The organism is Steroidobacter sp., assembly GCF_016790065.1.
Taxonomy (GTDB): Bacteria; Pseudomonadota; Gammaproteobacteria; order Steroidobacterales; family Steroidobacteraceae; genus Steroidobacter.
Genome location: NZ_JAEUPY010000624.1, coordinates 1 through 21,134, shown reverse-complemented (window position 1 = coordinate 21,134; position 21,134 = coordinate 1). Strand labels below are relative to the sequence as shown.

General features: G+C 61.0%; 19 protein-coding genes and 1 riboswitch. Of the genes, 12 read left to right on the top strand and 7 right to left on the bottom strand.

All coding sequences use genetic code 11. The features are described from left to right. Positions 1–125: 125 nt before the first annotated feature. From JNL55_RS25695 to JNL55_RS25685, 3 genes are all read left to right on the top strand, one after another. Positions 126–677, top strand: coding sequence for an RNA polymerase sigma factor (locus tag JNL55_RS25695; RefSeq protein WP_293861109.1), 552 nt, complete (start codon positions 126–128; stop codon positions 675–677). After that, complete coding sequence (locus JNL55_RS25690) at positions 674–1,717, top strand: FecR family protein (protein ID WP_293861106.1); 1,044 nt, start codon at positions 674–676, stop codon at positions 1,715–1,717. The genes JNL55_RS25695 and JNL55_RS25690 overlap by 4 nt, the downstream gene beginning before the upstream one ends. A gap of 241 nt (positions 1,718–1,958) precedes the next feature. Further along, positions 1,959–4,550, top strand: coding sequence for an Ig-like domain repeat protein (locus JNL55_RS25685; RefSeq protein ID WP_293861103.1), 2,592 nt, complete (start codon positions 1,959–1,961; stop codon positions 4,548–4,550). 50 nt (positions 4,551–4,600) lie between these two features. Here JNL55_RS25685 and JNL55_RS25680 read toward each other — a convergent pair whose 3' ends face one another. Next, positions 4,601–5,350, bottom strand: coding sequence for a uracil-DNA glycosylase (locus JNL55_RS25680; protein ID WP_293861100.1), 750 nt, complete (start codon positions 5,348–5,350; stop codon positions 4,601–4,603). Between the two features lie 78 nt (positions 5,351–5,428). Between JNL55_RS25680 and JNL55_RS25675 the strand changes: the two genes are divergently transcribed. Both JNL55_RS25675 and JNL55_RS25670 read left to right on the top strand, forming a co-directional pair. After that, complete coding sequence (locus JNL55_RS25675; RefSeq protein WP_293861097.1) at positions 5,429–6,343, top strand: LysR family transcriptional regulator; 915 nt, start codon at positions 5,429–5,431, stop codon at positions 6,341–6,343. Next, positions 6,340–6,978: a pseudouridine synthase gene (locus tag JNL55_RS25670; protein ID WP_293861094.1), complete on the top strand. Its 639-nt coding sequence runs from the start codon at positions 6,340–6,342 to the stop codon at positions 6,976–6,978. Before JNL55_RS25675 ends, JNL55_RS25670 begins: the two co-directional genes overlap by 4 nt. Here JNL55_RS25670 and JNL55_RS25665 read toward each other — a convergent pair. Both JNL55_RS25665 and JNL55_RS25660 read right to left on the bottom strand, forming a co-directional pair. After that, positions 6,932–7,819, bottom strand: coding sequence for a DMT family transporter (locus tag JNL55_RS25665; protein WP_293861091.1), 888 nt, complete (start codon positions 7,817–7,819; stop codon positions 6,932–6,934). The genes JNL55_RS25670 and JNL55_RS25665 overlap by 47 nt on opposite strands. A gap of 33 nt (positions 7,820–7,852) precedes the next feature. Further along, a complete protein-coding gene (locus JNL55_RS25660) occupies positions 7,853–9,241 on the bottom strand; it encodes a leucyl aminopeptidase family protein (RefSeq protein WP_293861088.1) in 1,389 nt (462 codons plus the stop codon). 413 nt (positions 9,242–9,654) lie between these two features. On the opposite strand from JNL55_RS25660, the gene ilvC reads away from it, so the two are divergent. The 5 genes from ilvC to leuB all read left to right on the top strand — a co-directional run bounded on the left by ilvC (position 9,655) and on the right by leuB (position 14,919). After that, positions 9,655–10,653: a ketol-acid reductoisomerase gene (ilvC, locus tag JNL55_RS25655; protein WP_293861085.1), complete on the top strand. Its 999-nt coding sequence runs from the start codon at positions 9,655–9,657 to the stop codon at positions 10,651–10,653. Positions 10,654–10,743: 90 nt separating this feature from the next. Next, positions 10,744–11,700, top strand: coding sequence for a branched-chain amino acid transaminase (locus JNL55_RS25650; RefSeq protein WP_293861082.1), 957 nt, complete (start codon positions 10,744–10,746; stop codon positions 11,698–11,700). 133 nt (positions 11,701–11,833) lie between these two features. Further along, the gene (gene leuC, locus JNL55_RS25645; RefSeq protein ID WP_293861079.1) at positions 11,834–13,240 is read left to right on the top strand and encodes a 3-isopropylmalate dehydratase large subunit; all 1,407 of its coding nucleotides are present in this window, start codon (positions 11,834–11,836) and stop codon (positions 13,238–13,240) included. Between the two features lie 8 nt (positions 13,241–13,248). Further along, positions 13,249–13,836: a 3-isopropylmalate dehydratase small subunit gene (gene leuD, locus JNL55_RS25640; protein WP_293861076.1), complete on the top strand. Its 588-nt coding sequence runs from the start codon at positions 13,249–13,251 to the stop codon at positions 13,834–13,836. Positions 13,837–13,857: 21 nt separating this feature from the next. Then, positions 13,858–14,919: a 3-isopropylmalate dehydrogenase gene (leuB, locus tag JNL55_RS25635; protein ID WP_415923167.1), complete on the top strand. Its 1,062-nt coding sequence runs from the start codon at positions 13,858–13,860 to the stop codon at positions 14,917–14,919. Between the two features lie 354 nt (positions 14,920–15,273). Here the strand turns inward: leuB and JNL55_RS25630 are convergent, their stop codons facing one another. From JNL55_RS25630 to metX, 4 genes are all read right to left on the bottom strand, one after another. Further along, a complete protein-coding gene (locus JNL55_RS25630; protein ID WP_293861070.1) occupies positions 15,274–16,173 on the bottom strand; it encodes a crotonase/enoyl-CoA hydratase family protein in 900 nt (299 codons plus the stop codon). Then, positions 16,170–17,156 (bottom strand): NAD(P)H-dependent flavin oxidoreductase, encoded by a 987-nt coding sequence (locus JNL55_RS25625; RefSeq protein WP_415923166.1) that lies wholly within the window; start codon positions 17,154–17,156, stop codon positions 16,170–16,172. The genes JNL55_RS25630 and JNL55_RS25625 overlap by 4 nt, the downstream gene beginning before the upstream one ends. 114 nt (positions 17,157–17,270) lie before the next feature. Next, positions 17,271–18,437 carry a cystathionine gamma-synthase gene (gene metB, locus JNL55_RS25620; RefSeq protein ID WP_293861064.1) on the bottom strand — a complete coding sequence of 389 codons (1,167 nt, stop codon included), beginning with the start codon at positions 18,435–18,437 and terminating at the stop codon, positions 17,271–17,273. Next, positions 18,434–19,450 (bottom strand): homoserine O-succinyltransferase MetX, encoded by a 1,017-nt coding sequence (gene metX / locus JNL55_RS25615; RefSeq protein WP_293861062.1) that lies wholly within the window; start codon positions 19,448–19,450, stop codon positions 18,434–18,436. The genes metB and metX overlap by 4 nt, the downstream gene beginning before the upstream one ends. A 147-nt stretch (positions 19,451–19,597) precedes the next feature. Continuing rightward, positions 19,598–19,722: riboswitch (SAM riboswitch) on the bottom strand. Positions 19,723–19,916: 194 nt separating this feature from the next. Between metX and JNL55_RS25610 the strand changes: the two genes are divergently transcribed. Further along, on the top strand, positions 19,917–20,261 hold the full coding sequence (locus JNL55_RS25610) for a YerC/YecD family TrpR-related protein (RefSeq protein WP_293861059.1): 345 nt from the start codon (positions 19,917–19,919) through the stop codon (positions 20,259–20,261). Continuing rightward, the coding region (gene hisG, locus JNL55_RS25605; protein WP_415923165.1) for an ATP phosphoribosyltransferase at positions 20,261–21,134 on the top strand (874 nt) is incomplete at its 3' end. The genes JNL55_RS25610 and hisG, both read left to right, overlap by 1 nt.

Genomic DNA, 21,134 nt, shown 5'->3' with positions numbered 1-21,134 from the left:
AACGTGGCCCGGTTGCTATTGAGACGACCGACCGGCCACTTCGTGAAACCGCTGCCCCCGGTGCATTTCCAGATTTCCGGCCTCGGTCGTCTTACCTTCCAGAGTCACTGTCGACGGAAGTCATGATGAAGAGCGCCCCGGCGGGCGATGACGAACAAGCCAGCGGCGCCGGTCAGTATCGAGGCCGGCTCGCCGAGCTGTTTGCCGCACATAATCGAGCGCTGATGCGCTTCCTAGTGTGTCGACTGCGCTCCCCTCAGGAAGCGGAAGAAGTCGCGCAGGAGGCCTACGTCCGCATGCTGCAGCTGGACCGTCCAGACGGGGTCAGTTATCTGCAGGCGTTTCTGTTCAAAACCGCAGCGAACCTTGCCGCCGACCGTTTGAAGAGCAGCGCCCGACGCGGCCGTCTCGATGGTCTGGACTTCTTTGAAGAAGCTCCCAGCTCGCCGCCACCGGAAAACGGCGTGGCCGCTCGGCAGGAAATCGACCGCGTCCTGCAAGTCATCGAGGAGCTGCCCGCCAAGTGCCGCTACGCCTTCATCATGCATCGCTTTTATGGCCATGAATTGCAGGACATCGCGCGTCAGATGAACTTGACCGAGCGCATGGTGCGGAACTACGTGACCCGCGCTCTCACGTTCTGCGCCGAGCGACTGAGGACAGGAGAATCCGAATGAGCGACCTCACGCTCCGAGACCAGGCTGCGCAATGGCAGCTGCGTTTGCAGGAAAATTCCGCCGACGTGAACACCTTCATCGAATGGCAGCGCTGGTTGTCCGTCTCCCCGGAGCATCGCGCCGCTTATGAGGCCATCGAGGAAGCCGTTATGCGTTTGCGCCTTCCGGTGGTGCCGCCGTTGCCCGATGCGCAAGCGCTGGCGCTCGATGACTACGACGGCACCAAATCGATTGCGGAATGGCAACGCGACCGTGCGCTTGGTAATACCGCTGTGACGTCGTCGCGATCACGACGCGTCTGGGCGATGGCTGCCAGCGTCGTAGCCTGCGTCGCGTTGGGCTGGGCTGCCTGGACGTTGCATGCGAACTATCAGGCACAACATGGCATCAGTGCCTACCAGACCGCGGCCGGTCAGCGCCGAGAGGTTCGTCTGCCCGAGGGCTCGACCGTCGTGTTGGATGCGGACTCGGCGCTGGATGTGCGCTTGTCTCCGGAGCGACGCACGTTGACGCTGGCTCGTGGCGAAGCATTCTTTCAAGTAGCGAAGGATCCATCGCGTCCGTTCACCGTGCGTGCCGGCAACACGACGGTTCGAGCCGTCGGCACCGCGTTCAATGTACGCGTGACCGATAGTCGCGTCGTCGTTGCGGTGACCGAAGGCAAGATCCAAGTCACCTCGGCCGACACGCCATCGGGAGCATCGGGGGCGACACTGCAGGCGGGTGAAGCCGTGTCGTATGTAGCCGATGGGCATCTCGCCGCCCTGCCCGCGACTGACGCAACTATCGCTACTACTTGGCTCGAAGGCTCGCGGCAGTATCGCAATGAGCCGTTGCGTGACGTGCTCTCCGATCTGGATCGCTACACCGGCCGTCGCGTCGTCGCCGACACCAGCGCTGGCGATCTGCGCTTCACTGGCACCATCAATCTCGACAACAGCGATGCCTGGTTGCGCGCCTTGCCAGTCGCGCTGCCGGTAACTGTCGACGAACAGCAAGACGGCAGCTTGAAGGTGACGATGCGCTCGAACTCACCTTGAGTTTCGAGCGCACTTACGAGCATTGCTGGCGGAGCGTTCATCCAATCCTGTAGCGAGCTCCGGGATCGACCCTGAGGACGACTCGCTGTACTCAGCAGCGATCTGATACGCGCTAGCTTTCGTTGTGTCGTCCACCGCCAAAGCGTCGCTTCATTAAGACAACTGTGGAGCAGTCGTCACTTTACAATTGTTGCGCTGCCTATATTCGCCGCCGTCGAATTTCCTCACAGGCAATTTTCTGATGTCCAATTCATTGCTCCGCGCGGCACTCATCAGTGCGGGTCTCGTAGTCACGTTCAGCAGCGCGCACGCTGCACTCACTCCTTCAGCGCTGCACCTCGACGTTGCGGTCAGCGACATAGGTACCGACAACAACATTGCGACGTCCAGCACCTCGAGAAAATTGGCTGTTGGCGCCGACGGCACCATCTATGCCTTGTTTCGTAGCGCCACCAACGGTATTCGGGTTGCGAAGAGCATCGATCGCGGCCAGAGCTTCAGCGCCAGCGTGCAAGTATCCGCGACCGATGGCGAGGCCGAGATCGGCATCGCCAACGACGGCGATCTGCATGTGACGTGGGTCAGCGGCTCCAATGCTGTGCATGCCATCAGCCGCGATGGCGGCGTGACCTTCTCTGCTCCGGTCACCGCGGGTTTCGCGACCTCTGCGCACATGGCGCTCGATGGCGACTATGTCTACATCATTCCCAGTAGCGGTCAGAACGTCTTTCACAGCGACAATGATGGCGCGAGCTTCAGCTCGACATCGACGGGCAGCATGTACGCCTTCTCGGACATTTTCGTCGACCACTTGACGCATGATGTGATTGCCGTCGTCGACGATCCCTCGGTCTATTATTTCACCAGCACCGATCACGGCCAGACATTCAGCGCCGCCGTCACGACCGGCAAGATGGTGATGTACTCGGTCGGCGCACTGTCGATCACCGACACCGGTCGGTACGTTTTCATGGCCGGCTTGGGCGGCAACCTGGAGCGGTTCGATATCGATAACGCCGTCTATACCAGCTTGACCGTGAACGCGACCGCAGGCAACACCACTCGCTCGCTGTCGGCGGATATCTTCGGCAACGTAGTGTCGGGCTATCTCGAATCCGGCTCCAATGACCTGAAGTTCGAACACAGCAACGATTTGGGCACGACCTTCGGCCCGGCAACCACCGTCGCCACCAGTGCGACTCGCGCCAACGCCGCGATCAACAACATCAACGGCGACATTCTGTTCCTGTACGAGAAAGCCAATCAGGTTTACCTCAGCACCTACGAGCGCGGGCTGATCGAGTACGACGTGAACGTTTCGCCGTCGGCGTTGAATTTCGGCACCGTCGATGTCGGCGATCAGGCGAGCTTGACGCTCACGCTGAGCAGCGTCGCGAGCGTGCCAGTATCGATCGCGTCCATCGTGCCGACGACCGGCTACACCACCAGCGACAACTGCGGCGGCACACTTGCGGTTGGCGCGAGCTGCACCGTGACGGTGACGTTCTCCCCGTCCGCGATTGGTGCGGTGTCGGGCTCGGTCACGATGAACTTCGGCGGCGCTAGCCGCCCAGTGTCGGTCAACGGTTCGGGCGTAGCCGCTCGTCCGGCGACCACGACTGCGCTGACTGCATCGGCCACCGATCTCGAACCTGGCGATGACGTCACTTTGACTGCCGAAGTCACTGGTAGCTCGCCGACCGGTACGGTGAACTTCACCGACGGTGGTGCAGCGGTTCCTGGTTGCACGGGCGTGGCGCTTTCAGGCACGACTGCAACTTGTGCGCTCACCGGCCTCACCGCTGGTGTGAAGCAGTACGCAGCTGTGTACGGCGGCGACTCCAGCAACGCTCGTTCCACCTCGTCGGCCGTCACGGTCAACGTACGTCAACGCTTCACTGTGACCTTGAACGCCGGCTCGAACGGTTCGATCAATCCGGGCACCGCTCAGACGGTGGTCAGCGGTCAAACGGCTGCCTTCAACATCGTGCCGAACAGCGGCTATCGCATCTCGTCCGTGACCGGCTGCGGCGGCTCGCTGTCGGGCTCGACCTATACGACCGGTGCGATCAGTGGCAACTGTGCAATCACTGCGAGCTTCGAGCTGGCCAACGAAAACGTCAATGTGACTGCCAAGTCCAAGGGCGGTGGCGGCGCGATGGCTTGGCCGATGCTGCTGATCGGCGCGCTCGGTGTGTTCGCTCGTCGCGTGTTTCCTTTGTTCGCCGCTGGCCTGCTGCTCGGCCAGAGCGCCAACGCGGAAGCGCCGCAGGGTTATGTCGGTGCGAGTTTCGGTCAAGCCAAGGGTGAGCAGAATCGCGGCGACGTGGCTGCTGATCTGCAGGCTCGCGGCTTCACCGGCAGCGACATTCGTCTGGGCGATTCGAAGCGCGATGCTTATCGTCTGTTCGCCGGTTTCCGCCTGACCCAGAACTGGGGCGTGGAAGTCGGTTACACCGATCTCGGCGAAGTGTCCTCCTCTGCCAGCGCCAGCGTGCCTGCCGGTCAAGCAGCTGCGTATGCGAATGCTCTGGTCGCGGCGCTGCCGGTTGCTCCTTCCGGCTACGAAGCTACTGTGAGCTATCGTTATCCGTTCACTCCGGCGCTGGCTCTGTCGGCTCGTGCCGGTGTCTGGAAGTGGGAAAGCGAACAGCGCGCGGTGTTCGGCAATCAGCGCGTCACCATCAAGCCAGATGGCACCGACGTGGTGTTCGGCATTGGCGGCGACTGGAGCTTCGCCACTCGTTGGTCGGTGGGCTTGGAAATCAGCCGCTACCAGACCAGCGAAGAAGACGTCGATCTGCTGGGCGCGAACGTCAAGTTCGCCTGGTAAGTCGTTACCGTCATCGCGACGCTGGAAGCCGGGCTCGCTGCCCGGCTTTCTTATTTCTGGATCAGCTGCCGGGCGCGCGCAAACACCGCTTCGAACATTTCAGGAGTGAGCCGGCGAGTGTTGGTGTTGTAGCGGCTGCAATGATACGAATCGATCAGCCGCTGTCCTCCCGGTAGCTCGAACTCCGCGGCATGCCCGAACTTATAAGCGCTCGGCTTCAGGCCCAGCGTGCGTAACACGGCGTTGTGCCCGATCGAGCCCAAGGCCAGCAACACCACATCCTTCGGCGCCGCCGCCAGCTCCGCTTGCAGATAGTGATTGCAGTTCGTGACTTCGTCCGGCAGCGGTTTGTTGTCCGGTGGGACGCACTTCACCGCGTTACTGATCCGCGCGTCGAGCAACTGCAAGCCGTCGTTGCGATGAATCGATTCGGGTTTGCTGGCGAAACCGAACTTGTGAAGTGTCTGGTACAGCAGCACGCCAGCGTAGTCGCCCGTGAACGGACGGCCGGTCGCGTTGGCGCCATGAAAGCCAGGCGCGAGTCCAATGATGATGAGCCGCGCCTTGCGATCGCCGAAAGGTGCGACCGGCGCGCTGTAGTAGTCGGGGTATTCCTTGCGGCCCGCCTCCAGGAATTTCGCGAGTCGTGGGCAGTCAGTGCAGGTTCGGTCGAAGACTTCGCCATCCGAAGGCCACAAACCATTGCCCGGTTGGTCATCGACCAGCGCCAGCTGCTTGGGCGGCGCGCTCTTGGTAGTGCGAGGGACGGAGAGGGACTTGCGGGCAGATGGCTTGCTCATCCGCGCATTCTAGCTGCGATGCCCGCTGCGAATAAAAATATGGTGAGCTAGCGTACGATATCTGCTAGATATGGCCGAATGGAACTCAGACATTTGCGCTACTTCGTTGCTGTCGCTGAAGAAAAGCACATGACTCGGGCCGCGGAACGGCTCGGAATCCAGCAGCCTCCGCTCAGCATGCAGATCCGGGCCTTGGAACAGGAGCTGGACGCCCAGCTGTTCCGCAGACATCCGCGAGGGGTGGAATTGACCGACGCCGGGCTGGCCTTTTTGGACCGGGCCCGAGTCATCCTGGATCAGGTCGACCGCGCCGTGGCCACCACCCGACGAACCGCCCGCGGTGAGGAAGGCCGAGTCGTGGTCGGGTTCACCAGCTCTGCTCCCTTCCACCCATTCGTGCCGCGTGTGTTACGAGCGTTTCGTGAGGTCGCCCCGCTGGTGTCGTTGGTGCTCGAAGAAAGCGGCAGCAGCGAGTTGGTCCAAGGGCTCCACAACGAAGAGATCGACGCAGCCTTCATTCGCTCGCCGGTGGCCGATGTCGTCGGCCTCACCGTGCGCCCCTTGTTGGAAGAGAAAATGCTGGTGGCCTTGCCCACCGGCCACATCTTCGCTCGGCGTAGCAGCTTCAGTCGCAGTATGTTGTTGCCGCTGTCCGAGTTGGCCAAAGAAACATTCGTGCTCTACAAGCGGCCGGGTGGCCCGGGTCTGTACGACACCATCATTGCTGCCTGTCGCAGCGCCGGCTTCAGCCCGCAAGTCGGTCAGGAAGCCCCGCGCATCATTTCTACTTTGAATCTGGTGGCCGCCGGCATCGGCGTGTCCATCGTGCCGGCCTCGTTGCAACGCTTGCAGATGGACGGCATCGTGTATCGCAAGCTCGAGGACATGCCGCAACTCACCGCGCCATTGATTCTTGCCTGCCGCCATGGCGAAAACGCCGCAGCCGTGCAACGCTTCATCGACCTGGTGCGGACGACCGCCGAACACATTTGATCGCCCCACATTTGCTTACCGAAGTGAACTCGCCTGCCCTGTTGCTGCTCAACAAGCCCTATCGCGTGCTCACTCAATTCACGAGCGAGGACGGCAAGTCGACCTTGCGAGACTTCATTCACGCACCCGGCATGCGACCGGCAGGCCGGCTCGACTACGACAGCGAAGGCTTGGTGCTGCTGACCGACTCCGGCCCGCTGCAAACCAAACTCGCCGATCCGCGTTGGAAACAAGCCAAGACTTACCTGGCGCAGGTCGAAGGTGAGATCAGTGACGAGGCGCTGGCGAGCCTGCGTCGAGGCGTGAAGTTGAACGATGGCATGACGCTGCCCGCCGATGCGGAACGCGTCGACGAGCCCGCGTGGCTGTGGGCTCGCGATCCGCCGATTCGGTTTCGCAAAGCCATTCCGACCAGTTGGTTGCAGCTGACGATTCGCGAAGGCCGCAATCGTCAGGTCAGGCGCATGACAGCGGCCGTGAACTTGCCGACGTTGCGATTGATTCGCTGGTCCGCCGGACCGTGGACATTAGCGGGACTGGCGCCGGGAGAGTCGCGCCCGGTCGCGGGCGACGAAATCCAGGCGTTCCTCAAGTCCCTGTATCCACCAGCTTCTTCTCGCGCATTACGACGATGAACACGCCGATCAAGGTCACCGCGCCGCCGATCAGCATGCGAGCGGTCAGATGATCGTTCAGTAGCGTCACACCGAAGAAAATACCGAACAGCGGTGACAGCAACGTGATCGGCGACAAGCTGGTCACCGGATATTTGCTGACCAGGTAGTACCACGCGGTGTGCGCCACCAGGCTGGACATCAACGTGGTGAACGCCAACGCCGTCCAACCTTTCCAATCGGCGGCCTGCATGGACTGCCACTGCCCAGTCTCGAATAACAAACTCAACATGAGCAGCACGGAGCCGCCGACGATGGCAATCCAAGCTTGCAGCTCCAACGCACGGATGTTGTACAGCCGCTTCACGAAGATCACGCCTAGCGAACTGAAGAACGTCGAAGCGACTACCAGCGCCAGACCTTCCCAATACGCGAACACACGCGGATCGAAACTGATGACGACCATGCCGATGAAGGCGAGCGTGATGCCGAGCGTACGCCGCCAGCGAATGGTTTCACCCAACAACCAGATCGACAGCAGCGTCGAGATCGGCACGCCCATCTGACTGGCGATTGCGACCGTCGCCGCGTCCTCGGCGTAATACACACCCATGAACAGCAGCGAGAACGCCGCTGGTCCCGTCAGCATCGCGGCTAGAAACAGATTCTGCATCTGGCCGCGGTGAATCTTCAGCAGCGGCAATAGAAACAGTGCCAGCGAGCCGAAGCGTAGCGCTGTGAAAAAAATCGGCGGGAACTGGGCGACACCGATCTTGGAGGAGATCAGGTTCAAGCCCCACACCAGATTCATGAACACCAGCAGCACCAGGTGCTTGCCGGAAATCGAGTGCGAGTCGCTCACGCTGCTGGAACTGGGAGAACTGGCAACCATCGATCAACGGGCATAGCGCTGCTTGAGGAATGTATACAACGCACGAACCGTCTGGGGTTCGGCGCCGACCGGCCGTCCGGGCCGCTCTTTGCCGTTCCAAGAATACAAATCGATGTGCAACCAGGCGCGGGCATTGCTGACGAAACGACGCAGGAACAGTGCCGCGATGATGGAGCCGGAAAACCCAGAAGTGGATACGTTGTTCACGTCGGCGATTTTGCTCGATAACTCGTCGTCGTACCCCGTCCACAAGGGCAAGCGCCACAACGGATCGGCTTCGGCGGCGCCGGCGCGTAGCAACTCGTCCACTACGTCGTCGTCGCTACCGAACAGTGCCGGCAGTTCCGGCCCGAGCGCGACGCGCGCTGCGCCGGTCAAGGTCGCGGTGTCGATCAGCAGGTCCGGTTGTTCTTCGTCGGCCAAGGCCAACGCGTCACATAGAATCAGTCGACCTTCGGCGTCGGTGTTGCCGACTTCCACCGTCAACCCTTTGCGGGTGCCGAGCACGTCGCCGGGACGGAAGGCGTTCGCAGAGATGGCGTTCTCGACCATGGGCAGCAGTACGCGCAATCGCACCGGCAACTTCGCATCCATGATGGTTTGGGCCAGCGCCAACGCGACGGCCGCGCCCCCCATATCCTTTTTCATGAGCAACATGGACGCGCCGGGCTTGATGTCCAGCCCGCCGGTGTCGAAGCACACGCCCTTGCCCACCAATGTCACTTTCGGCTTGGAGGCATCGCCCCACTCGATGTCCACCAACCTCGGCGCGACCGCGGCAGCTCGACCGACCGCATGTACCGCCGGCAAGCGCTCCTTCAACAAATCGTCGCCGATGATGACGCGATGTCTGGCTCCGTAACGACGCGCCACTTCCACGGCCGCGTTGGCCAGCGCCTCGGGTGACATGTCGTTCGCGGGTGTGTTCACCAAATCGCGCGCCAGCGAGGTGGCCGAGCGCAGTCTTTCCACCTCGGATGCATCCGCCCCTTCCGGCAACCGCAACTGCACCGAACGCTGCGGACCGCTGCGCTTGTAACGCTCGAAGCGATATTGTCCGTAGCCCCAACCGGCGGCGAAAAGAGTGGCTTGGCGCGCAGCCAAGGCATGTGCCAAATGGTACTGACCATCGGGCAAACGATCGGCCAACGCCGCGCCGATCCAGTAACTCACTTCCTCGCGTGGATTGTGTTTACCCAACCCGGCCAGCACCGCGAGCGGCCGGCCTTGCGGGCCGGGCAACAGCAGTATTTTGTTTCGTTCGGCCTTGAAACCGTGGGTCGCGGCCCAGTTGCGAACCGGCTCGTCCTGGGCCGAGCGCCACTGTTCGAATTCATCTTCGTACAGCAGCTGCAGAGGGATGGAGGGTGTTGTCACTTCGGTGGCAGTCATTAGCCAAATCGTTTGAGGATGGCTGCGGTCAGCTTCGTGACGCAGCGCTCACAGAGTAGCGCAGCTTGACAAGCAACGCAGCCGTATGGTGCCATTCGCAGGCTTTATTGCACACAATCTGACGCGCGCAACCCTTTTAGACCGTTCTTAGTAGCTAGGCCATGTCCGCAGCCACGCACGCTTCCGCCGACCCGATCGGCCTCGCAATGATCGTTTCGATCATTGTAGTAGAGCGTGTAGTCGTCTCCGGCCTGCTGCGGCGGGTCGAGTGCGGGACCGGCGTCTGATCACCACAGGATAGAGATTCGCCACACGAACCCCGCACCGGCCCAGACCGAGGCGGGGTTCGTTCGTTTTTGAGACACCCTTTTCAACACCAAGCTTCTTAAAAGCTTATTTGGAGACCAAGCGAAATGCCGCAGATCTACTCGCAAAAAGACGTCAATAAAAAGGCCTTGGCCAAGGCCCGCATCGCCATCCTCGGCTACGGTAGCCAGGGCCGTGCGCACGCGCTGAACCTGAAGGACAGCGGTTACAACGTCATCGTTGGCGTCCGTAAGTCGGGCGAGAGCTTCGCCAAGGCGAAGAAGGACGGCCTGGAAGTCGCCGAGCCCACCGAGGCCGTCAAGAATGCCGATCTGATCGCGTTCCTGACCCCGGACCTGACCCAGAAGGACCTGTACAAGGACGTGATCGGCGGCATCAAGCAGGGTGCCACCATCCTGTTCGCGCACGGCTTCAACATCCACTTCAAGCAGATCAAGCCGCGCAAAGATCTGAACGTGGTGCTGATCGCGCCGAAGGGCCCGGGCGGCCTGGTGCGTCGTCAGTATCAGCAGGGTCGCGGCGTACCGTCGCTGCTGGCCGTGTATCAGGACACCAACAAGCAAGCGAAGGCGATTGCCCTCGCCTACGCCGATGGCATCGGCGGTACTCGCGGCGGCGTGCTGACCACGACCTTCGCCGAAGAGACCGAGACGGATCTGTTCGGCGAACAGGCCGTGCTGTGCGGCGGCGCCACCGAGCTGGTGGTGAAAGGTTTCGAGACGCTGGTGGAAGCCGGCTATCAGCCTGAAGTCGCTTACTACGAGTGCTTGCACGAACTGAAGCTGATCGTCGACCTGTTGCACGAAGGCGGCCTGACCAAGATGCATCAGTTCATTTCCGAGACCGCCAAGTACGGCGATCTGACGCGCGGCCCGCGCGTGGTGAACAAGTCCACCAAGAAGGAAATGAAAAAGATCCTGACGGAAATCCAGACCGGCAAGTTTGCCCGTCAGTGGATCGCCGAGAACAACAGCGGTCGCAAGAAGTACAACAAGCTGATGAACGCGGACTACAAGCACAAGATCGAAAAGGTCGGCGCCAAGCTGCGTGAACGCATGCCTTGGTTGCAGGAAGAGCGCGCCTAAGCGCTCGCTTCAAGTCGGTCTAAGGCCGGCGCTCGTTGGGGGCGCCGGCTTTTTTTTAGACCGCATCACGTCGTAACGAGGAGTCGAGAAATGCCCATCAATGCAGCGAAACACATCTGGTACAACGGCAAGCTGGTTCCGTGGGAAAAAGCCACGGTACACGTACTAGCCCACGCGCTGCATTACGGCTCCACAGTATTCGAAGGCGAGCGTGCTTATCCCACGCCCCGAGGTCCGGCGATTTTCCGCCTCAAGGATCACACCCGCCGACTGTTCGATTCGGCCAAGATTTATCAGATCGACATTCCTTTCACGCCCGCGCAAATCGACGCCGCGTGCAAGGAGATCATCAACGTCAACGGCCTCAACAAGGGTGCTTACCTGCGGCCGTTTGCGTTTCGTAGTTACGGTGAAATCGGCGTCGCGCCGAACATCGCTCCGCCCATCGACACGGTGGTCGCCGCGTTCGAATGGGGTTCGTACCTGGGTGCCGAAGGGTTGGAGAACGGCATCGATGTGATGGTGTCTTCCTGGCAGCGCCTGGCACCGAACACGATTCCGACTCTGGGCAAGGCCGCGGGCAATTATCTGTCGAGCCAGCTCATCAGCCTGGAAGCCAAGCGCCTCGGCTTCGCCGAAGGCATCGGCCTGGGTGCCGATGGTTCGCTCAGCGAAGGCGCTGGCGAGAACTTGTTCGTGATCCGCGATGACGTGATCTACACGCCCGGTCTGGCCAATTCCATTCTCCAAGGCATCACGCGAGATAGCGTCATCACCTTGGCTCGCGCGCACGGTTTCGAAGTGCGCGAGCAGTCCATTCCGCGTGAGTTCTTGTACCTCGCCGATGAGATTTTCCTCACCGGCACCGCGGCGGAAGTCACGCCGGTACGATCGGTGGACAAGCTGGTCGTCGGCACCGGCAAGCGCGGCCCGATCACTGAAGCCATTCAGACGGCGTTCTTCGGCTTGTTTACCGGCAAGACCGCGGACCAATGGGGCTGGCTGGAACTGTGCGACGACGGCACCAAGCAGGCGGTAGGCGCCTAAGCGTTTGATTCTGGGAGTGCCACCGCAATGGTGGCGCTCCATCTCCTGCGACGATGCCGCTTTCGGCAATCGTCATCCCCGGTGCCGGCCCGCCCTGGCATCCTTGCCACTTCACCTGTCTAGGTCTAGCTCCATGTCTGCCAAGACCCTGTTCGAAAAAGTCTGGGAACAGCACCAGGTCGTGCCGGAATCCACCGACACGCCGGCGGTGTTGTACATCGACCTGCATCTGGTGCACGAAGTCACCTCCCCGCAGGCCTTCTCCGTGCTTCGCGCCAACAACCTGAAGGTTCGCAGCCCGGAACGCGTGCTCGCGACCATGGACCACTCGACACCCACCGATCCGGATGAAGTGTTCGGTCGCGTGCCCATCAAGGTCGAGTCGGCCGCCAAGCAGGTGAAGGAATTCGAAAAGAACTGTCGCGAGTTCGGCGTCGAGCTGCACGGTTTGGGCAGCGACACGCGCGGCATCGTGCATGTGATCGGTCCTGAACTCGGTGCGACACAGCCCGGCAAGACCATCGTCTGCGGCGACAGTCACACAGCGACGCACGGTGCGTTCGGCGCCCTCGCCTTCGGCATCGGCACGACTGAAGTCGGCCACGTGCTGGCGACGCAATGTTTGTTACAGCGTCGTCCCAAGACACTGGCCATCGACGTCACCGGCAAGCTGCGTCCCGGCGTGACGGCGAAGGATTTGATCCTGGCCATCATCGGCGAGATCGGCGTCTCCGGCGGCACCGGCTATGTGATCGAGTATCGCGGCTCGGCCATCGAAGCTTTGTCGATGGAAGAACGCATGACGGTTTGCAACATGTCCATCGAAGCTGGCGCTCGCGCCGGCATGATCGCTCCGGATGACAAGACCTTTGCGTATCTCAAAGGTCGTCGCTTCGCTCCGCAAGGCCAGGCCTGGGATGCAGCGGTCGCACGCTGGCGCGAATTGAAAACCGATCCGGGTGCGACGTTCGATCGCGTCGTGAGCATCGACGCCAGCCAACTCGAGCCCATGATCAGTTACGGCACGCATCCGGGCATGGTCGTTCCCATCACCGGCAAAGTGCCGGATGTCGCCAACGATCCAGTGCACGCCAAGGCGCTCAACTACATGGGCTTGAACGGCGGCGAAACGATGGTCGGCAAACCCATCCAAGTCGTGTTCGTCGGCAGTTGCACCAACGGTCGTCTGTCCGATCTGGAGCTCGCTGCAGACGTGCTGAAAGGTCGCAAGGTCGCAGGTGGCGTGCGCATGCTGGTAGTGCCTGGCTCGCAGCAGGTGAAGCGTGAAGCCGAGCGTCTCGGGCTCGACAAGATCTTCACTGAAGCTGGCGCCGAATGGCGTGAGTCGGGATGCTCGATGTGCATCGGCATGAACGGCGATACCGCAGGTCGCGGCGAATACACCGTCAGCACCAGCAATCGTAACTTCGAAGGTCGCCAAGGCGCAGGCGCGCGCACGTTGCTGGCGAGCCCGGCCACTGCCGCTGCGGCCGCCATCGCCGGCAAGATCGCCGATCCTCGCGCGTTCCTTCCTCACTGAGAACGACCATGCAACCCATCCGCACGATCGAGTCTCGCACCGTCGTCATTCCGGTGACGAACATCGACACCGACCAGATCATTCCGGCGCGCTTCCTGACCACCACCACGCGTGAAGGCCTGGGAAAACAGGCGTTCGCTGACTGGCGTTACGACGCCAACGGCACGCTGAAAGCCGACTTCATCTTGAACAAGCCGGAAGTCAGCGGCGCTCAAGTGTTGGTTGCCGGCCGTAACTTCGGCTGCGGCTCGTCTCGCGAGCACGCGCCGTGGGCCTTGCTCGACTACGGTTTCAAAGCCGTCATCAGCACTGAGATCGCCGACATCTTCCGCAACAACTCGTTGAAGAACGGTCTGTTGCCCATCGTGGTCGATGCGACGACGCACGACTGGCTGATGAACAATCCCGGCGCCGACGTCAAGATCGACCTCGAAACCACCACGCTGACGTTGCCCACCGGCGCGACTGCGAAGTTTCCTGTCGAAGGCTTTGCACGCGTGTGCCTGCTCAATGGCGTCGACGAGTTGGGCTTCTTGCTGCAACAAGCGCCAGCCATCGAGCGTTACGAGCAAGCGCACCGCTCCATTCACAACTAATCGGATTCGCGAACGATGGGTATCAAAGCAAGCATCGTGGTTCTGGGCGGCGACGGCATCGGTCCGGAAGTCACTCATCAGGGCGTGCGCGTGCTGGAAGCGGTTGCCAGCCGTTTCGGACACGACTTCAAGTTCGAGTCCCATCTCATCGGCGGCGCCGCTATCGACGCCACGCACAGTGCGCTGCCGTCGCAAACCATCTCGGCCTGCGGCACGGCCGACGCCGTGTTGCTCGGTGCTGTCGGCGGTCCGAAGTGGTCCGATCCGAATGCCAAGGTGCGCCCCGAACAAGGCTTGCTGGCGCTACGTAAAGCGCTGGGCTTGTTTGCGAACCTGCGCCCTGTGACTCTGCACGCTGACCTGTACAGCGCCTCTCCGCTCAAGCCTGAAGTGCTCAAGGGCACTGACATCATGGTGGTGCGTGAACTGACCGGCGGCATCTACTTCGGCGAGAAGACGCGCACCGAAAATTCGGCCAGCGATCTGTGCACCTACACTGTCGAAGAGATCGTTCGCGTGACGCGTGTTGCCGGCACCCTCGCTCGCGGCCGTCGCAAATTCATCACGTCGGTGGACAAGGCCAACGTGTTGGAAACATCGCGGCTGTGGCGTAGCACCGTCGAGAAAGTGCTCAACGAAGAATTTCCGGACGTGAAGTACGAGCATCAGCTGGTCGACTCGGCCGCCATGCTGCTGATCCGCAAGCCGGCACACTTCGACGTCATCCTCACCGAAAACATGTTCGGCGACATTCTCACCGACGAAGCGTCGATGCTCGCCGGTTCGCTCGGCTTGTTGCCTTCGGCTTCGCTCGGCGCCGGCAAGCTCGGTCTATATGAACCGATCCATGGCTCGGCACCCGACATCGCCGGCAAAGGCATCGCCAATCCGTTCGGCACCATCCTCAGTGTCGCGATGTTATTGCGTCACTCGCTCGACTTGCCGAACGAGGCAGCAGCGGTCGAACAAGCGGTCAGCGAGGTCATTTCCGAGGGTGTCCGGACCGCCGATATTGCCTCCGGCAGCCAGCCTGCGAGCACCGTCCAGGCGGGCGACGCGGTGCTGGCCAAACTCCTGCGCTAAGCACCTAAGTCGTTGATTTTCCTAGACCCCAAAAGAATTTAACGGGTCGCAGAATAATCTTGACCAGATGCCGGGCGAACCGGTTATGATCCGTCCCAAGCGACGGATTCGATCTCTTCCGCCGCTTCCGCCTTCGGGCAAATCTCCATGTCTCGACCACTACGGTCGAGGTGTCTCTGGTGGAAACGGGACTCGTGTCGGGTTAGTCCCCAAGGTCGGCGTCGGCTCAAACCGGCACCGCCACGACAACAGTCTTAGGTTGCCACATCCCAGGCCGGCCTCGAGCCGGCCTGTTTTTATCTACAGTTTTCCCACTTCCCCTGGCGATTCCATCCGCCGCACGGCCCCTGCCCGTTATTCCGGCAGGCGGGTCCATTCCGGATAGAACGGCGGCAAGTCGCTGCTAACCCGGCTTTGGAAGTCCGGATCCCGCTTTTCCAGGAACGACCGGACCCCTTCTTTGCCGTCGGCGATGCTGCTGTAGAACATGGCTAGGGAATCCACACGGTGCGCATCGACTGGGTGCGGTTGCGCGGAGTTGCGGTACAGCATCTGCCGGGTCAGGGCCACGGCCACCGGCGAGCGGTTATCCACAATCCGGCGGGCCAGCTTCCGGGCCTCCTCGAGCAGCTGTTCCAGCGGATAGACCGCCTTGACCAACCGGCCCCGCAGCGCCTCGTGAGCGTCAAAAATGTCCGCGGTGTAGGTCCATTCCAATGCCTGCTGGATCCCGACAATTCGCGGCAAGAACCAGGAAGAACAGGCCTCCGGCACGATGCCAATCCTGCCGAACACAAAGCCGATGCGGGCTTTTTCCGAGGCCAGCCGAATATCCATGGCCAGCGTCATGGTGACCCCAATTCCCACCGCCGCGCCGTTGATCGCACCAATGACCGGCTTGGTGCATTCGAAGATGGCCAAGGTCACCCGGCCACCCGTGTCGCGAACGCCGTTGATGAATGCCGGCTCGTCGAAGCGAGCGTGCATGTCCTCGAGCGTCGGCCGCTCCGACTCATCTAGACCAAACACATTGCCGGGCGCCGACAAATCCATGCCCGCGCAAAACGCTTTGCCGGCACCGGTGACAATGACCGCGCGAACGGCGTCATCGGCACTAGCCTGTTGAAACGCCGCGATGAGCTCATTCGCCATCTCTGGCGTGAACGCATTCATTTGCTCCGGTCGATGCAAAGTGATGGTGAGAATGCTCTCAGTCACTTCGTAACGAATGGTTTTGAATTCGGTCGCGCTCATGCCGCGACCAGATCAGACGCTGCCCGCAAGTGCGCGCGACAATCAGCGACGATACGTTCGACCAGTTCCGCGCAGCTCGGCACATCATCGATCAAGCCGATGACCATGCCGGCGCTGATGACGCCGCCATCGATCTCACCTTCTTTGAGTGCTTGCCGGCCGCGAGCGCCGGCGACCAGCGGCCGTACTTCTTCGAACTTGGCGCCCTTCTTTTCCATCGCAACCACTTCGTTGGAAATGGCGTTTTTGAACACGCGCGCAGTGTTGTGCATGGTACGAAACATCAGGTTGGTGTCGCGTTCGCCGGCTTTGACCAACGCTTGTTTGATGTTGTCGTGAATCGGCGCTTCCTTGGTGATCATGAAGCGCGTGCCCATGTTGATGCCGTGTGCGCCCAACGCAAACGCTGCGGCCATGCCGCGGCCGTCGCCGATGCCGCCGGATGCGACCACAGGAATCTTCAGTGCGCGAACCGCTGCAGGAATCAGAATCAAATTAGGAATGTCATCTTCGCCGGGATGGCCGGCGCATTCGAAGCCGTCGATGCTCACGGCGTCCACGCCGGCGCGCTCAGCTGACAATGCATGTCGCACCGACGTGCATTTATGCACGACTTTGATGCTGTGCTCTTTGAGCTTGCCGATGAAATCTTTGGGATTGTTACCGGCGGTCTCGACGATCTTCACGCCGCTTTCCATGATCACTTGCAAATATTCGGCGTACGGCGGCGGCGTGATGGCCGGAAGAATGGTCAGATTCACGCCGAACGGTTGATCCGTCATGTTTCGGCAACGCTCGATCTCTTGACGCAGAGCTTCGGGCGTCGGTTGCGTGAGCGCGGTGAGAATGCCAAGGGCACCGGCATTGGAAACTGCGGATGCCAGTTCCGCGGTGCCGACCCACTGCATGCCGCCTTGAATGATGGGATAACGCGTGCCGAGCAGCTCGGTGACTCTGGTTCTCATGCGGTGTTGGTCGTCCAACGTGGTGAATGTGCGTGCAAGGTTACACGCACTCACACCGTCAGCGCCAAGTGTCCGGACTTGTGTCCGAGCTGCAGAACCGGACGGTCGGACAGTTCGACCGTCGTTGTTCGCTTAGCGCACGTTGAGTGCGCGATCCAGCCCGGCTCGCAGATCTTGGAGCAGGTCTTGAACGTCTTCGATGCCGATCGACAGGCGCAGCAGCGTCTCGCCGATACCGGCCGCGCGCTGAGCTTCAGCATCCATGGCTGCATGAGTCATCGATGCTGGATGAGCAACCAGGCTCTCCACGCCGCCCAGCGATTCTGCCAGTGAGAATGTTTGCAGCCCTTCGAGGAATGCGCAGACGTTCGGAATCCCGCCACGCAGTTCGAAGCTCAGCATGGCGCCGAAACCGCTTTGCTGAGTACGAGCCAACTCGTGCTGAGGATGCGTCGGCAAGCCCGGGTAATGCACCTTCTTCACCGCGGGATGATCGTTCAATGCCTGAGCAACGATCAGTGCGTTGTCGCCGTGGATCTTCAAACGAGCATGCAGCGTGCGAATGCCACGCAGCGTCAGGAAGCTGTCGAACGGCGCACCGGTGACGCCGATACAGTTCGCCCACCACACCATGCGCTCGTGCAGCTCAGGCGTTGCCGACACGATGGCGCCACCCACCACGTCGCTGTGGCCATTGAGATATTTGGTCGTTGAGTGCAACACGAAGTCCGCGCCCAGTGACAGCGGCTGCTGCCACACCGGTGACAAGAACGTGTTATCCGCCAGCAACCACGCACCGATCGCATGCGCCTTATCTGCGAGCTTGCGAATATCGACCACGCGCAACAGCGGGTTGCTCGGCGTCTCCACCCACACGAGCTTTGGCTTGCGCGCCAATGCTGCTGTGATCGCGGCGTCATCCGTCTGATCGACGAACTCAACACGCAACACACCACGCCGCGCCAAATGAGTGAACAAACGATGCGTGCCTCCGTAGCAGTCATGCGGAGCGATCAGCAAATCGTCCGGCGACAACAGCTGACAAGCCAAATGAACCGCAGCCATGCCCGACGAAGTAATCACTGCACCCGCACCACCTTCCAGCGACGAGATGGCCTCGCCCAGCGCATCGCGCGTGGGATTGCCGGAGCGCGAATAATCGTACGTGCGTTTTTCGCCAAAGGCTTTGAACGAAAAATTCGAAGACAAATGCAGCGGCGGCACTACGGCGCCATGCTGAGTATCGGAATCGAGAGCGGCGCGGACTGCACGGGTCGCGGCCGAGGGTTGCCAAGTCATTTCAAATCTCCGGAATTCGACAGTGCGCGCGTGAACACTTCGCGCAGTGCCTGCGTCTCTTTCAAAAATGCATCGTGGCCGTACAGCGAGGAAAACTCGGCCAATTGCACCGGGCCGCCCAGACCTTGCATCAGTGCTCGCATGTCGGACAGCGGCACGAGCTGATCTTCGACCACGGCCACCAGCCAGGTCGGTACGCGAATTTGCGATGGCTCGACGCGATGCAGATCGATGGACTCGGACAGGCACACAAAAGCTTCAGGAATATAAGCGGCGGCATAGGCATCGCCTCGCGCCAGCAAATAGGACTCGACCGGGAATTGGAAACGACCGTCGACACGCGTCGCTTCACCGGCAAAACGTTGCTCGAATTCGGCGGGGCTGCGATACGTCGCCATGGCGAGCGCGCGAGCCAGTCGCAAGCCTTCGCTGCCCTGCCCGTTCTGGCGGGCATAACGAACCATTGCACGCTGCACACTGCGCCAAGCCGTCGCCATCGGATGAGAGCGATGTGCGGCGCTGATGACGACGATGCGTTTGACCAGGTCAGGGAAGCGCTGAGCGAACGACAAAGCCACCATGCCGCCGTAAGACGCGCCAACAATGGCCTCGAGCGATTGCAGCTTCAGGTGTTGCACGGCCCGGCGCAGTAACTCGGCCTGGTCTTGAGATGCGATGGACGGAAAGTCGTTTTGGCCGGCGAGTGGGCCGGTGCTACCACCGCTGCCACCGAGAAAGTCGATGCCGAGAATGCGATATCGACTGCTGTCGAGCGCGCCGCCCGGGGCAATGATGTCGCACCACCAGCCCTTGTCGTTGGCAGTGTCGACGACCGCACGACCGGCTGAAATGCCACCGAGCGCGGCAATCACGGGCGCAGCCGGATCGCCGACCAGTCGCCACGCGACTCGCACGTTGTCGAGTTGACCGCCAAAGTGCAGCGGCAGAGCTTGATCGAGCTCCAACACACCCTCGTGGACGGCCACGGGCGTGGGCTCAGGCACAGCATTCATGAATCGAACACTCCGTATCGACTCCGACCGCGGCTGAATAGCCGACGATCGGACAGGTTTCGCGCATCGCAGAAACCCTACGGAAGTCCGTAGAGGCAGGTCGCCGTGTCCTACCGAACGGGCCAAAGGCACGCGCAGCTACACAGCAACTCATCTGTCGGGTCGCCATCTTTAATGATGAACCCGTAGGAGTTGGCACCTTTTCGAGATGGTTAGTCTCGACGGTTGCCCCGGCTTCAAAGGGCCTAACCCTCAGCCGGTCTCGATGAGCAGCCCGAAGTCTAGGGTCAAAGCGCGGATCCGGTCAAGAAATGCATGCCCGGATGCCGCACCAAGTCACGAAAAAAGCGTCGGGATTTCTTCGTGTTAGCGGTATTAGAGCGGTAACGGACTTGCCCCGGACTGAGCCAATGTATTAACGTACTAGTACACTATAGCGGTTCACCTCCCGACTTCGAGGGGCTCCATGAAAGAACATCGGGCATTGACGCCGCGCCAGGAGGCGTTGGCGGAACGGGCGCTGTTTGGCGCCATCCTGACGTTGCGCAGCGTCGACGAATGCCGCGCGTTCTTTCGGGATTTGTGCACCCCAGCCGAATTGCAGGCGCTGGCGGACCGTTGGGCAGTGGTCGCTCTGCTCCAGCAAGGCGTACCGTATCGAGAGATTCACAAGCAGACCGGCGTCAGCGTGACCACCATCGGCCGCGTCGCGCGCTACCTGCTCAATGGCAATGGCGGCTACACGCTGGCTGCCGAACGTATGAAAGACACTACCGACCGTTCACCTGATTCAGGGCGCGCCCGACCATGATGGACAAAGCTTCTCGTCTCAAAGTGGCCCTGCAGAAATCCGGGCGCCTCACCGACAACTCGTTGGACCTGATGGTCCGCTGTGGCCTCAAGTACAGCCGCGGTAAAGATCAGCTGATGTGCTACGGCGAGAACATGCCGTTGGATCTGCTGTTCGTGCGCGACGATGACATTCCGGATCTGGTGCAACAGGATGTTTGCGACCTGGGCATCGTCGGACTCAACGTCATCGAAGAGAAGCGCCTGGCGTTTCAGGCCAAGGGCGTGGAGCCGTTGTTCGAACAATTGATGACGCTGGACTACGGCAAGTGCCGCTTGTCCATCGCTGTGCCCGATGGCGTTGAATACAAAGACGCTCGTTCCCTGCACGGCAAGCGTGTTGCTACCACTTATCCGAACATTCTGGCGCGCTATCTGCGTCAGCACGATGTGCAGGCTGAGATTGTGACTTTGTCGGGCGCGGTGGAGATCGCTCCTCGCCTCGGTCGTGCAGACTTCATTTGTGATCTGGTGTCGACCGGCTCGACGCTGATTGCGAATCACTTGTGGGAAGCGGAAACCATCCTGGAGAGCCAGGCCGCCATCATCACTACGCCCGTGCCGCTGCCGGAAGAGAAACAGGATTGGCTGCATCGCCTCACCATGCGCATCGATGGCGTGCAGCAGGTGAAGGAAAGCAAATACATCATGTTGCACGCTCCACGCTCCAAGCTTGCTGACATTCGCAAGCTGCTGCCCGGTAGCGAATATCCCACCATCGTGCCGCTCGACGGTAACGCTGACAAAGTCGCCGTGCATGCCGTGTGTCGAGAGAACGTGTTCTGGGAAACCCTGGAAAGTCTGAAGAAGGCCGGCGCCAGCGCGATACTGGTAT

Coding starts and splice junctions, on each gene's coding strand:
- JNL55_RS25690 (WP_293861106.1), top strand. CDS start 674: ATGAGCGACCTCACGCTCCGAGACCAGGCTGCGCAATGGCAGCTGCGT.
- metB (WP_293861064.1), bottom strand. CDS start 18,437: ATGACTTGGCAACCCTCGGCCGCGACCCGTGCAGTCCGCGCCGCTCTC.
- JNL55_RS25685 (WP_293861103.1), top strand. CDS start 1,959: ATGTCCAATTCATTGCTCCGCGCGGCACTCATCAGTGCGGGTCTCGTA.
- JNL55_RS25630 (WP_293861070.1), bottom strand. CDS start 16,173: ATGAGCGCGACCGAATTCAAAACCATTCGTTACGAAGTGACTGAGAGC.
- JNL55_RS25680 (WP_293861100.1), bottom strand. CDS start 5,350: ATGAGCAAGCCATCTGCCCGCAAGTCCCTCTCCGTCCCTCGCACTACC.
- leuD (WP_293861076.1), top strand. CDS start 13,249: ATGCAACCCATCCGCACGATCGAGTCTCGCACCGTCGTCATTCCGGTG.
- metX (WP_293861062.1), bottom strand. CDS start 19,450: ATGAATGCTGTGCCTGAGCCCACGCCCGTGGCCGTCCACGAGGGTGTG.
- leuC (WP_293861079.1), top strand. CDS start 11,834: ATGTCTGCCAAGACCCTGTTCGAAAAAGTCTGGGAACAGCACCAGGTC.
- JNL55_RS25660 (WP_293861088.1), bottom strand. CDS start 9,241: ATGACTGCCACCGAAGTGACAACACCCTCCATCCCTCTGCAGCTGCTG.
- JNL55_RS25650 (WP_293861082.1), top strand. CDS start 10,744: ATGCCCATCAATGCAGCGAAACACATCTGGTACAACGGCAAGCTGGTT.
- JNL55_RS25675 (WP_293861097.1), top strand. CDS start 5,429: ATGGAACTCAGACATTTGCGCTACTTCGTTGCTGTCGCTGAAGAAAAG.
- ilvC (WP_293861085.1), top strand. CDS start 9,655: ATGCCGCAGATCTACTCGCAAAAAGACGTCAATAAAAAGGCCTTGGCC.
- JNL55_RS25695 (WP_293861109.1), top strand. CDS start 126: ATGAAGAGCGCCCCGGCGGGCGATGACGAACAAGCCAGCGGCGCCGGT.
- JNL55_RS25610 (WP_293861059.1), top strand. CDS start 19,917: ATGAAAGAACATCGGGCATTGACGCCGCGCCAGGAGGCGTTGGCGGAA.